The sequence below is a fragment of the Paraburkholderia sp. RAU2J genome (genome assembly GCF_003634845.1).
Classification (GTDB): Bacteria; Pseudomonadota; Gammaproteobacteria; order Burkholderiales; family Burkholderiaceae; genus Paraburkholderia; species Paraburkholderia fynbosensis.
The window spans coordinates 405,849-418,485 of record NZ_RBXG01000001.1 but is presented as its reverse complement, the minus strand read 5'-3'; the positions used below and the strand labels follow the sequence as shown (position 1 = coordinate 418,485).

The 12,637-nt window shown below is 65.1% G+C and carries 10 protein-coding genes; 5 read left to right on the top strand and 5 right to left on the bottom strand.

Features of this window, described 5'->3' with window-relative positions:
- The first annotated feature begins 186 nt into the window (after nt 1-186).
- Entirely contained in the window at nt 187-1,329 is a 1,143-nt protein-coding gene (locus B0G69_RS01910) for a cation diffusion facilitator family transporter (RefSeq protein WP_241991345.1), read from the top strand.
- A 192-nt stretch (nt 1,330-1,521) separates the two neighbouring features.
- Nucleotides 1,522-3,246, top strand: a complete 1,725-nt coding sequence (locus tag B0G69_RS01905) for an FAD-dependent monooxygenase (RefSeq protein WP_121315406.1) — start codon at nt 1,522-1,524, stop codon at nt 3,244-3,246.
- A 234-nt stretch (nt 3,247-3,480) separates the two neighbouring features.
- Here the strand turns inward: B0G69_RS01905 and B0G69_RS01900 are convergent, their stop codons facing one another.
- Genes B0G69_RS01900 through B0G69_RS01885 form a run of 4 tightly spaced genes read right to left on the bottom strand, consistent with a single transcriptional unit; the run spans nt 3,481 to nt 8,775 of the window.
- Entirely contained in the window at nt 3,481-3,735 is a 255-nt protein-coding gene (locus B0G69_RS01900) for a formate dehydrogenase subunit delta (RefSeq protein WP_121315405.1), read from the bottom strand.
- 8 nt (nt 3,736-3,743) lie between these two features.
- Complete coding sequence (gene fdhF, locus B0G69_RS01895; protein WP_121315404.1) at nt 3,744-6,689, bottom strand: formate dehydrogenase subunit alpha; 2,946 nt, start codon at nt 6,687-6,689, stop codon at nt 3,744-3,746.
- 14 nt (nt 6,690-6,703) lie between these two features.
- The gene (locus B0G69_RS01890) at nt 6,704-8,272 is read right to left on the bottom strand and encodes a formate dehydrogenase beta subunit (RefSeq protein ID WP_121315403.1); all 1,569 of its coding nucleotides are present in this window, start codon (nt 8,270-8,272) and stop codon (nt 6,704-6,706) included.
- Nucleotides 8,269-8,775: an NAD(P)H-dependent oxidoreductase subunit E gene (locus B0G69_RS01885; protein WP_121315402.1), complete on the bottom strand. Its 507-nt coding sequence runs from the start codon at nt 8,773-8,775 to the stop codon at nt 8,269-8,271. Before B0G69_RS01885 ends, B0G69_RS01890 begins: the two co-directional genes overlap by 4 nt.
- A gap of 118 nt (nt 8,776-8,893) precedes the next feature.
- Here B0G69_RS01885 and B0G69_RS01880 point away from each other — a divergent pair, with 118 nt between their 5' ends.
- Nucleotides 8,894-9,982, top strand: coding sequence for a substrate-binding domain-containing protein (locus tag B0G69_RS01880; RefSeq protein WP_121315401.1), 1,089 nt, complete (start codon nt 8,894-8,896; stop codon nt 9,980-9,982).
- Between the two features lie 109 nt (nt 9,983-10,091).
- Nucleotides 10,092-10,358 (top strand): hypothetical protein, encoded by a 267-nt coding sequence (locus B0G69_RS01875; protein ID WP_121315400.1) that lies wholly within the window; start codon nt 10,092-10,094, stop codon nt 10,356-10,358.
- Between the two features lie 78 nt (nt 10,359-10,436).
- Here the strand turns inward: B0G69_RS01875 and B0G69_RS01870 are convergent, their stop codons facing one another.
- Nucleotides 10,437-10,805, bottom strand: coding sequence for a hypothetical protein (locus tag B0G69_RS01870; protein WP_121315399.1), 369 nt, complete (start codon nt 10,803-10,805; stop codon nt 10,437-10,439).
- An 893-nt stretch (nt 10,806-11,698) separates the two neighbouring features.
- Between B0G69_RS01870 and B0G69_RS01865 the strand changes: the two genes are divergently transcribed.
- On the top strand, nt 11,699-12,556 hold the full coding sequence (locus B0G69_RS01865; protein WP_241991255.1) for a hypothetical protein: 858 nt from the start codon (nt 11,699-11,701) through the stop codon (nt 12,554-12,556).
- Nucleotides 12,557-12,637 lie beyond the last annotated feature (81 nt).

Genomic DNA, 12,637 nt, shown 5'->3' with positions numbered 1-12,637 from the left:
AGTGGCGCGGCGCGTGCGGCACGCGATCGGTGTGCGGCCGGCCGGGTTGCTTCGCCTGCCCGGTGACAATTCTCTGGATGCGTGATGAAGAAGAAGGATGCGGTGGGTCTCGGGGATGAAGGGCTCGCGCGGGAGCGGAACGCGCGTGGACCTGCGCATGTCGCCGGTGCGCATCGGCGGGATGGGGTGGACGGACTTCGTGATGAAAGCGGTGCGGACGGCTCTCATGCCGGGGATGTCCGAAGCGGCAATCCGCCCCGCGGTCACGATGGAAGTGGTCACGGCGATAGCGGCAGCGCCCGTGGCGGTCACGAGCATAGTGGTCACGACCATGGCGGTGACAGCCACAGCGACCACGATCACCGCGACCCCAGCCAGCCCAGCCAGCCCAGCAACACCCACGGCCACCACACCCACGCCGGCCACCACCATCACCACCACATCCCCGCCGCAGGCCATGGCCGTGCTTTCGCCATCGCCGTCGCGCTGAACATCGCGATCGTCGTAGTCCAGGCGATCTACGGCGTGCTCGCGCATTCCACCGCGCTGCTCGCCGACGCGGGCCACAACCTCTCCGACGTCCTCGGCCTGCTGCTCGCATGGGGCGCCGCCTGGCTCGCCACGCGCCGTCCGTCGGTGCGCTATACATTCGGCTACGGCAGTTCGTCGATCCTCGCCTCGCTCGTCAACGCGGGGTTGCTGCTGTTCGCGTGCGGCGTGATCGTCGCCGAGGCGATCGGGCGCCTGATGAACCCCGCGCCGGTGGCCGGGCTCGCGGTGTTCGTCGTCGCGACCGTGGGCGTGGTGGTGAACGGCGTGTCCGCGTGGCTTTTCATGCGCGGCCAGAAGGAAGACCTCAACATTCGCGGCGCCTTCCTGCACATGGCCGCCGATGCTGGCATTTCGGCGGCGGTCGCGGTGAGCGGCCTCGTGATTCTCTATACCCGCTGGCTCTGGCTCGATCCACTGATGAGCCTCGTCGTGGTCGCGGTCGTCGTGGCGGGCACGTGGAGCCTGTTGCGCGATTCGCTGCGCCTCGCGCTCGACGCCGTGCCGCCCGGCATCGATCCGCAACGCATCCGCGAATATCTGGCCGCGCAACCCGGCGTGGTCGACGTGCACGACCTGCACGTGTGGGCGCTGTCGACCACCGGCAACGCGCTCAGCGCGCATCTGGTGATGCCGGCGGGCCATCCCGGCGACGAGTCGCTCGACCACATCGTCAGCGCGTTGCGCGAGCGTTTTTCGATGCAGCATGCCACGCTGCAAGTCGACCTCGGCACGACCGAGCATCGTTGCGCGCTGGACCACGCGCCGCATGCGCATTGATTCAGATAGTGCGCAACTGAGGTGATGCGGCTGGACTCACGTCATGCGGAGCGACAGTGCAATAAGCCGCTCCGGGAACGTCATCGACAGAGCGCCGTGCGCATTCCCACGGTCTGCCGAATGACGCAGCGCACTGCCGCCCTCTATATCGGCGGCGTACACTAGAGCGCATTGTTGTCTCCGGAGTGCCGCATGGACGCTGCAGCCTACGACGCGTCGCCGGTGCTGATCGTCGGGGCGGGTCCCACCGGACTTGCCGCAGCGATGAGTCTCGCGCGTGCCCATATTCCCGTGCGTCTGATCGACAAAGCGATGCAGCCGAACCCATATTCGCGGGCCATCGGCATTCAGGCGCGCACGCTCGAACTGCTCGAGCAGCATCGGCTGGTCGAACCGTTTCTCGAACTCGGTCATCGCGCGCGCATCGCCAATCTCTTTTCGAACGGCATGCGTCTCGCGCAACTCGATTTCGATCCGCTGCACACGCGCTATCCGTATCTGCTGTTTCTCGACCAGTCCGTGACCGAGCGCCTGCTCACTGAACATCTCGCCACCTTGGGCGTGGCGATCGAACGGGGCGTCGAACTGACGATGTTCTCGCAGGGCTCCGCAGGCCTGCAGGCGACGCTGCGTCGTGCCGACGGCCACACCGAAACGTTGCGCCCGTCATACATGATCGCCGCCGACGGCGCGCACAGTGCGATCCGTCATCGGCTGGGTCTGAGCTTCGAGGGCAAGACCTTCGAGCAGACCTTCCTGCTCGCCGATCTGCACGCCGAAACCGCGTGGCCCGATGACGAGTTCCACATCTTTGCGTCGGGCGAAGGCCTCGTCGCGCTGTTTCCGATGGGGCACGGCCGGCATCGGCTGATCGCGGATCATGCGATCGAACCGGCCGCGCTCGCCTCGCCCCCCACACCCGCGGTACTCGGCGAGCCGCCGCTCGACCGCGTGCCCGAGCCGTCGCTCGAACAATGCAAGGCGCTGATCGCGCGGCGCGTGCGTGAACGCGTCGAGGTGTCGGATCTCGCGTGGTCCTCGTATTTCCATCTGAACAGCCGGATGGTGGAGCGGCTGCGCGTCGGCCGCATCTTCCTCGCCGGCGACGCCGCGCATGTGCATAGCCCGGCCGGCGCGCAAGGCATGAACACCGGCATTCAGGAAGCGTTCAATCTCGGCTGGAAGCTCGCGCGCGTGCTCAAAGGCGCGGCGCCGGACCGGCTGCTCGATACCTACCATCTCGAACGGCATCCGATCGAGCGCGACGTGCTGCGGCAGACCGGCTTCATCACGCAGATGGCCGAGGCCGATCACGGGCCGCTCAAGCTGCTGCGCGAACGCGCGATGCCGGTGCTCGCCGCGCTCGGTCCGCTGCGCGATGCCGCGCGCCTGACCATCAGCGAGTTGTCGATCCAGTACCGGCGCAGTCCGCTCACGCTCGAACGGGTGCTCGACGGCGGCCCGCGCGCCGGCGAACGCGCGCCCGATGCGCTGGTGCATGTGGTCGATGGGCCGCTTGGTCGCGCGCCGGGTGTCGGCTGCATTTTCGATCTGCATGATCCGGCGTTCTTCTCGCTATTCCTGCTGGTGCCGCCGCTGCCCGTCGACGATACGCCGCTCGATCCGGCCGCCAAACATGCGCCGCCGCCGGACCCGGAACTGGAGCGGCTCGCCGCCGAAGTCGAGCGCCTGCTGCCGGGCGCGGTGCGGATCTGGCGCATCACCGATACGACCGGCGACGGCGGGCCGGCGTTGTCCGAATCGTATGGACGCACGCGGCCGTCGTTCTATCTGGTGAGGCCGGATGGCTATATCAGTGCGCGCGGACGCACCGGCTCGGATTTTCACGGCCTGCTGCGCCATTGCGAAGCGTGGTTTGCGGTAGGGGGCGAGATACCGGAGCAGGCGGCGCTGTGAGGTGAGCCGTGGTTGGTTTTCGCTGTCTTGCCAGGAAGAAGAGGGAGAGCGCCGCGCGACCAGTTGTGCGTGAATCGTGAGAGAGCAGACACTGACTCGTGAATTCGCCGCTGCCTGAAGCGAAAGGCTGGCCGCGTCGCAAACTCGTGAGGCACGTCCGCTCTCTGCATATCGAGGCGGCTGCTCGGTGGTTCGAGCCGCTGCTCGATCCACCGAGCAGCGGCCATGAACCGCCTAAGCGGTCGAAGCCGCCGCGGGCGTCAACTCCTCGCGATGCTTGACGAGCGCCTCCCTGACGAAGTCCGACAACACAATGCCGTTCGCATCCGGTGCCTCGTCGAGCGCCGCCAGCAACGCACGTCGCATGCGCGGCTCCCAGAAGCGGCGAATATGATCGGCGACCCCGGTGAGCGCTTCCTCGTGGTCCGGCATCGACTCGAAGAAGTCGCCGATCCGGTTCGCCATGTCGATCAGGTTCTGAGTGTCCATCGCTCGCCTCACTTACCCGATGTCGTATTGGCCAGCTCGCGCTGTCTGAGCAGATCGAGCTGCTCGTTGTTAAAGCGCGAGTAGTCCTGCTGCCATTGGGACGGCTGTTCGACCGGCGTCACCTGCACCGCGGTCACCTTGTATTCCGGACAGTTGGTCGCCCAGTCCGAGCTATCGGTGGTGATCACGTTCGCGCCCGATTCGGGGAAGTGGAACGTCGTGTAGACCACGCCCGGCTGCATGCGCTCGGTCACCTTCGCGCGCAACACGGTCTGCCCCGCGCGCGATTCGATGCCGACCCAGTCGTCGTTCCTGATGCCGCGATCTTCGGCGTCCTGTGGATGGATTTCGAGCCGGTCCTCGTCGTGCCAGCGAGAGTTCTCGGTGCGGCGCGTTTGCGCGCCCACGTTGTACTGCGACAGGATGCGGCCGGTCGTGAGCAGCAGCGGAAACTTGCGCGTGACTTTTTCCGGCGACGCGATGAACTTCGTGATCACGAAGCGCCCCTTGCCGCGCACGAAGGCATCGACGTGCATGGTCGGCGTGCCGTCCGGCGCGTTCTCGTTGCACGGCCACTGGATGCTGCCGAGTTCGTCGAGCTTCTGATACGACACGCCGTGGAAAGTCGGCGTGAGACGCGCGATCTCGTCCATGATCTGCGACGGGTGCGTGTAGTCCATTTCATAGCCGAGCGCGCGCGAGAGCAGGATCGTCGCTTCCCAGTCGGCGTAACCCGCGAGCGGCGGCATCACCTTGCGCACGCGCGAAATGCGGCGCTCCGCGTTGGTGAAGGTGCCGTCCTTTTCGAGGAACGACGAGCCGGGCAGCAGCACGTGCGCGTACTTGGCGGTCTCGTTGAGGAAGATGTCCTGCACGACGATGCATTCCATCGACGACAGCGCCGCCGACACATGATGTGTGTTCGGGTCCGACTGCACGATGTCTTCGCCCTGGCAGTAGAGGCCCTTGAAGGTGCCGTGCACGGCGGCGTCGAACATGTTCGGAATGCGCAGGCCGGGTTCCGGCTGCAGCGTGACGTTCCAGGCATCTTCGAACAGCGTGCGCGTGACCGTGTCGCTGATATGGCGGTAGCCCGGCAGTTCGTGCGGGAACGAGCCCATGTCGCACGAACCCTGCACGTTGTTCTGGCCGCGCAGCGGATTCACGCCCACGCCTTCGCGGCCGATGTTGCCCGTTGCCATCGCGAGGTTGGCGATGCCCATGACCATCGTCGAACCTTGCGCGTGTTCGGTGACGCCGAGGCCGTAGTAGATCGCGGCATTGCCGCCCGTCGCGTAGATGCGCGCGGCTTCGCGCACCTGCTGCGCGGGCACGCCGGTGAATGCCTCCGTGGCTTCCGGCGCGTTCTCCGGCAGCGCGACGAAATCGCGCCACTGCCCGAACGCGCGGGTTTCGCAACGCTCGGCGATGAACGCTTCGTTCAGCAGACCTTCAGTGACGATCACATGCGCGAGCGCGTTCACGACGGCCACGTTGGTGCCCGGCCGCAATTGCAGATGATGCGACGCCTTCACGTGTGGCGTATCGACGATATCGATGCGCCGCGGATCGACGACGATCAGCTTCGCGCCCTCGCGCACGCGGCGCTTCAGACGCGAGGCGAACACCGGGTGGCCGTCGGTCGGATTCGCGCCGATCACCATGATGACGTCGGCTTTATCGACCGACGCGAACGTCTGCGTGCCCGCCGATTCGCCGATCGTCGTCTTCAGGCCATAGCCGGTCGGCGAGTGGCACACGCGCGCGCAGGTGTCGACGTTGTTGTTGCCGAACGCGGCGCGCACGAGCTTCTGGACGAGATAGGTTTCCTCGTTCGTGCAGCGCGACGACGTGATGCCGCCGATCGAATCGCGCCCGTGCTTCTCCTGGATGCGGCGGAATTCGGACGCGGCATAGCTGATCGCTTCCTCCCAGCTGACTTCACGCCACGGGTCGGTGATCTTCGCACGGATCATCGGCTTCGTGATGCGGTCCTTGTGCGTCGCGTAGCCCCACGCGAATCGGCCCTTCACGCAAGCGTGGCCTTCGTTGGCCTGGCCGTTCTTGTGCGGCACCATCCGCACGACCTGGTTGCCCTTCATTTCCGCCTTGAACGAGCAGCCGACGCCGCAATACGCGCAGGTGGTGACGACCGAATGCTCGGGCTGGCCGAGCATGATCACGGACTTTTCCTGCAAGGTCGCAGTCGGGCATGCGGCGACGCACGCGCCGCACGACACGCACTCCGAGTCCATGAACGGCTGGTTCTCACTGGCCGCCACGCGCGATTCGAAGCCGCGTGCGGCAATGGTCAGCGCGAACGTGCCTTGGGTTTCCTCGCATGCGCGCACGCAGCGATTGCAGACGATGCACTTCGACGGGTCGTACGTGAAGTACGGGTTCGACTCGTCCTTCTTGTCCTTCAGGTGATTCGCGCCGTCGAAACCGTAGCGCACTTCGCGCAGGCCGGTCACCCCCGCCATGTCCTGCAGCTCGCAATCGCCGTTGGCGGGACAGGTGAGGCAGTCGAGCGGGTGGTCGGAGATGTACAGCTCCATGACGTTGCGGCGCAGCGACTGCAGACGCTCCGTTTGCGTGCGGACCTTCATGCCCGCTTCGACCGGCGTCGTGCACGACGCGGGATAGCCGCGCTTGCCTTCGATTTCGACGAGACACAGCCGGCACGAGCCGAACGGTTCGAGCGAATCGGTCGCGCAGAGCTTCGGCACGTTGACGCCGGCTTCGGCGGCGGCGCGCATCACCGAGGTGCCGGCGGGCACCGTGATCGCCTGGCCGTCAATTTCGAGCGTGACGTCGACGTCGGCGTGACGCGCGGGGGTGCCGTAGTCGGTGTCGTCGAGGAACGAGCGGGTGGCGCGTTGCTGCGCCTGCGACTTGCACGCGCAGTTGCCTGAGCCGCAGCCGCCGGCGGGAGAGTTGAGCATGTCGGACATGGTGAGCTCCTGGGTCAGGCCGCGGCCTTGGGCACGCTGTGAGTTGTATCGGCGAGACCGAAGTCTTCGGGGAAATGGTCGAGCGCGGACAGCACCGGGAACGGCGTCATGCCGCCCATCGCGCAGAGCGAGCCGGACACCATCGTGTCGCACAGATCGCGCAGCAACTGCACCTGGCGCGTGGACGTGTCGCCGTTGCGAATCCGGCCGATCACTTCGACGCCGCGCGTCGAGCCGATCCGGCACGGCGTGCACTTGCCGCACGATTCGATCGCGCAGAAGTGCATCGCGTACTGCGCGAGCTCCGCGAGATTCGACGTGTCGTCGTGCACGACGAGACCGCCGTGGCCGACCACCGCGCCGACCGCCGCATACGCCTCGTAGTCCATCGGAATGTCCCACTGGCTTTCGGGTAGATACGTGCCGAGCGGGCCGCCCACCTGCACGGCACGCGCCGGCCGGCCGCTGGCCGTGCCGCCGCCGAAGCCGTAGAGCAGTTCGCGCAGCGTCACGCCGAACGCGAGTTCGACGAGGCCGCCTTGCTTGATGTTGCCGGCCAGCTGGAACGGCAGCGTGCCGCGCGAGCGGCCCATGCCGAAGTCTTTGTAGAACGCCGCGCCGCGCGCGAAGATGATCGGCACGGTGGCGAGCGTGATCACGTTGTTGATTACGCTCGGCTGGCCGAACAGGCCCGAAAGCGCCGGCACCGGCGGCTTCGCACGCACGATCCCGCGCTTGCCTTCGAGCGATTCGAGCAGCGCGGTTTCCTCGCCGCAGACGTACGACCCGGCGCCTTTCGCGACGAACAGTTCGAAGCGGTGCGCGCTCTCGCCGAGCACGCTGTCGCCGAGCCAGCCGGCGGCGCGCGCGCGGGCGATGGCCGCTTCGAGCGTCGCGATCGAATGCGGATATTCGCTGCGCACGTAGATGTAGCCGACCGTCGCGCCGGTCACGACGCCCGCGATGATCATGCCTTCGATCAGCATGTACGGATCGCTTTCCATCACGAGGCGATCGGAGAAGGTGCCCGAGTCGCCTTCGTCGGCATTGCAGACGATGTATTTTTGCGCCGCTTGCGCGCCGCGCACCGTGCGCCATTTGATGCCGGCCGGGAACGCGGCGCCGCCGCGGCCCCGCAGGCCGGATTCGATCAGCGCGGCGCAGGCGGCGTCGCCGTCGGTTCGCAACGCCTGACGCAGGCCTTCGAGGCCGCCGTGCGCGACGTAATCCTCGATCGAGAGCGGGTCGGTGATGCCGATGCGCGCGAAGGTCAGGCGTTGCTGCTTCTTCAGATAGGGAATCTCGTCGACCACGCCGACGCGCCGCGCATGCTCGCCGCCTGCGACGAAACCGGCGTCGAACAGCGCGGCGACGTCGCCGGCTTCGATGTTGGCATAGCCGATGCGGCCTTCGGCGGTGGCGACTTCCACGAGCGGTTCGAGCCACAGCAGGCCGCGCGAACCGTTGCGCACCAGTTCGATCTCGATGCCGCGGCGCGCGGCTTCGGCTTCAATGGCCTGCGCCACGGCATCGGCGCCGAGCGCGAGCGCCGACGAATCGCGGGGAACGTAGATGCGCGTCATGCCGGCACCTCCACGCATTTGCTGGCGGCGGCGAAGAGCGCGTCGAATTTCTGCGGCGTGACCCTCGCGTGCAATGTGCCGTTGAGCATCATTGCCGGCGACAGTGCGCATTGACCGAGGCAATATACCGACTCCAGTTCCACCGTCGCGCCAGGCTGATGGCCGGCGTCGAAGCGGCAACCGGTGTGCGCCTCGATGTGCTGGGCGAGCGCTTCGGTGCCCATGCTGCGGCAAGCTTCCGCGCGGCACAGCTGCACGGTGACCGGCGCGGCGGGCTCGCTGCGGAAGTGGTGGTAGTAGGTGATGACGCCGTGCACTTCGGCACGCGACAGGTTCAGCGCACGCGCGAGCGGCGCAACCGCGCCGGGCGGCACGTAGCCGAGTTCATCCTGAATCGCGTGCAACACCGCAAGCAGCGACATACCCGGACGCGCGTGACGCTGCACGAGCTGATCCGGCACGATAGTGAGGGAATCGGTCAAAGGGCGCTCCTCCAAGGTCATATATGCACTTGTTATTCATAAAGCGTGCACTTATGCTTCGTCTATTCAATGTGGTGTGGGTATAGCCGAACGATAGGCGGGCAAATCGGCTCGCGCAATAGGAAAGAGTTGAACATATATGATCAGGATCGAATGTCAGGCGCAGCTGGTGGTGAAGGGTGCGGACGGCCGCGAATCCAGCCTGTCGGACGTGGTGCCGCTGCTCGCGCTCGTCGACGAATCCGGCAGCATCGCGCAAGCGGCTACGCTTAAGGGTTTGTCCTACCGGCACGCGTGGGGTTTGCTGCGCAGCATCGAAGAGCGTCTGGGCGGTCCGTTGATCGCCAAGGAGCGTGGCCGCGGCTCGGTGCTATCAGAGCTCGGGCAGGCGGTTCTGCGCGCGCAGCGTCTGTGCGGCGAGCGGCTCGACGGCAACATGCAGGCGCTCGCGAGCGAAGTGGCGAGCGACCTGAATCGCTGGCTCGCGCCGCTCGCCGACGACGTGCGGATTCATGCGTCGCACGGCTACGCGGTGGCCACGCTGGTGACGGTGCTGGTCGCGAGCGATCTGCCGGTCGACATCAAATACCGCGACGGTGTGGACGCCGTCAGCGCGCTCGCGCGCGGCGAGTGCGATCTGGCGGGCTTTCACCTGCCGCTCGGCGAGTTCCGCGCGGCGTGCGCCGACACGTACCGGCGCTGGCTCGATCCGCAGCGTCACGTGCTCGTGCATCTCACGCGACGCAAGCAGGGGCTGTTCATCGGCAAGGGCAATCCGAAACGGATCGACGGACTCCGTGATCTCGCACGCGACGACATTCGCTTCGTCAATCGTCAGCCCGGTTCGGGCACGCGCATCCTGCTCGATCTCGCCCTGCGCCAGCTCGGCATCGATCCGGACGGGGTCAATGGCTATGCGTCGGCCGAACTCACGCATTCGGCGATCGCGGCGTTCGTCGCGAGCGGCATGGCGGATGTGGGCTTCGGCGTGGAGCCCGCGGCGCATCACTTCGGGCTCGACTTCATCCCGATCGTCGACGAGGACTATTACTTCGCGTGCGACCGCGCGAATCTCGAACGCACGCCGCTCGCCACGGTGATCGATCTGTTGCGTGGCAGCGCGTTTCGACATAACGTCGAGCATCTCGACGGCTACGATCCGCGCGGCTGCGGCAAGCTCGTCGATCTTGCCGCCGGTCTCGCCGGATTTCCCGATGCGCTGGCGTAAGAGGCTGTAAGCTTCGGGCTGCCTGCGGCGCTGCGGATCGCCGCCGTTTCGGCTACTCTCTCAACTTCCGCTTCCGCCTTAACCGCGCGCCACGCCGCGCTAACTCGATATGAAAGCTCTTCTCCACGCATGTGCCGCCGCCGCGACGGCGAGTGTGCTGCTCGCTACCGCCCCGGTCGCCTTTGCACAGAATTCACCCGGCGTGCCGGGCGGCATCCTGCAAGACCAGTTCCGTCTTGCCGAACATCCGCAAATGCCGTTTGCCGCGTCGGCGCCGTCGGACAAATACCAGTCCAGCAAAAAGTCGGCCATGCGCAAGCGCGGCGACATGGGCGATCCGAACGGCTGCAATCTGCAGTGCCCTAAAGACGAATAACGTTGCCCGCATGGCGGCGCCGGGCTCGCCCCGGCGCCGCCGTTTCACGGCTGATGTTCGGTCGGCCGCTGCTCACACTCAGGGCTTGGCCGTGTGCCACATGTCCTTGAAGCCTTCCCCCTTCGCATCCCCCGCCTGCTTGTCCTCCGCGTAGCGATACAGCGGATGGCCCTTGTACGCCCATTGCTTCTTGCCGTCGGCACCGGGGATCAGCGTCCAGTCGCCCGACGGTTTGTCCGTCGGGCCCGCCGTTGCCGCGGGCCAGTGGCTCATGCAGCCGCCGGTGCAGGCGCTCACGCCGGGCGTGGTGTCTTTGTCAAACGTATAGAGCGTCATGCCGTCCGCGTTGACGAAGCGGCCGTTGTTCACCTTGGGCGGGTCGGCGAACGCGCTTTGTTGCAGCGCGACCAGCGCGAGCGGGGCGAGGAAAAGGATCGTCTTGCGCATGATGCGGGCTCCTGTGTTGACAAGGTGGTTGACTGCGTGTGGTTGGAGTATAGGCAGCGCGTGGAATCTGGCCGGCCGTCGGTGTGCCTGCCAGCAATAAACGGATGAGCGCGGTTGGATATTCCGTGTCGGGTCGATTGTTGCGGGGCTTTTTCGTAAGGCCGTGATTGCGGCGATAAAGTTTATTTGAATTGCAAATGGGCCGTGAATTTTCCTTGTTGAATTGGGAAGGTTCCCTGTCATTTTTATGAAAAATAATTCAGTTTACTGGCGGTATTTAATGTAGCTGCGTTATTGTCGTGTCTGGTTAATGAATAAATCAATGAGGTTTTTTAGCCGGCTGCGGATAAAAATAGGACGCCCAACGAAGAGGATCGTCGATGCGTGGCGCCGGAGCGTGCCGCGATGCATGTATATGGCGCGTGGATGAGAGGAGGTGCCTGTAATTTGATAATCGAACGGTGGTTTTTGAATACACCCCCGGAAGTGTAAAAAAACGCAAAGAGCCACTCATAAAGAATTTCCGATGTTAGGATTTGCATCGCTCGATGAATCGGGGTTTTATCTCGCGAGCTAATTTTTTTAACCATTAGATAGGTAATCGAAATGCAAAAGATCAATCGCAATGACTTGGCTAAATCCGCTGTTGCAGGCGGCTGCTGCAAGGGCTCTGCCAGTACGCCGACCACGCCGACGCCCGTTGTCAAGGCGTAAGGTTGTGAAGGCGTAAAAGTCTCACGCGCCGGAGTGGTAGTCGTACGACCACTCCGGCCCTTTGCGTCAACGTGGAGTGAAATATGGGGTGGTGGAGCGCCGCTCCGGTCAGGATGACTTCGCTGCGAAATGAAATCGCGCGCGCAAGGCGCCGGCTGCAAGGATGGTTGATCGCTCATATGCCGCCTTCGGTAATCGAACCGTTGGCCGCTGCCGTATGGAAAGCTCACAGCCTCGTCGACGCGCGTGTGCGCTGGAACGGCATCTCGCGCTGCGAGATCGGGCGCGAGATGGCGGGGGTGGCGCCGTTCAGCGCAACTCAGGTTTCGTCCGGCAGCTTGCGTGAAAGCCTGATCGACAAGCGGATCTATTACGGCCGTCTGTTACGCGGCCGCGAGGACTGGCCGGACCTGCAACACGTGGCGAAGATGCTTGCCGCCCGAATCCGGCAATTGCAGGCCGAGGTGCCGGGGCGTCCTGTCATCGTGTCGCCGTTTCACTACGTGTCGCAATACGCGAACATTTATGTGATCGACGCATTGCGCGAAATGCTCGGGCTCGAATCGATTTCGGTGGTGTCGGGCGTGCCGCGCGACATGTACGGTGACGACCGGACGCTCATCCCCAGCGTGACGGTGCTGTACACGTATGGCGACGATAACCGTAATGGCCTTGGCCTGCGCGTCGCGAGGACGTTGAGGCGCAACGGCGTCGCGGTACTGTTCGCCGACGTGCCGCCGTTCGCGCTGCACCGCTATCCGATGGAAACGGTCGGCGTGTCGATCTTCGGTCGCAACGCGCGCATTCACAACGGCGTGTTCCGGCTAGGCGCGCCGTTCAATGCCATGCTGCTGCCGTTTTATCTGCGTTTCCGGCAAGGGCGGTTCAGCGCCGAACTGTTCGAGGCTTTGCCGCTTGCCGCTCCTGACGCTCCGCAATGGCTCGCCGGTTACATCGAAAGCGCGGCGCTCGACAACTATCCCGACTGGCTCGTATCAGGACATCCGTCGATGTACGCGTTCGCGCCGGTCCGCTAGACACCCGCGCCCAGCCCGGCGGCCGCGTGGCACGACGTTCGCCCAGACGGGCCGCTGCGGCGCAACTCATAACAACACTGG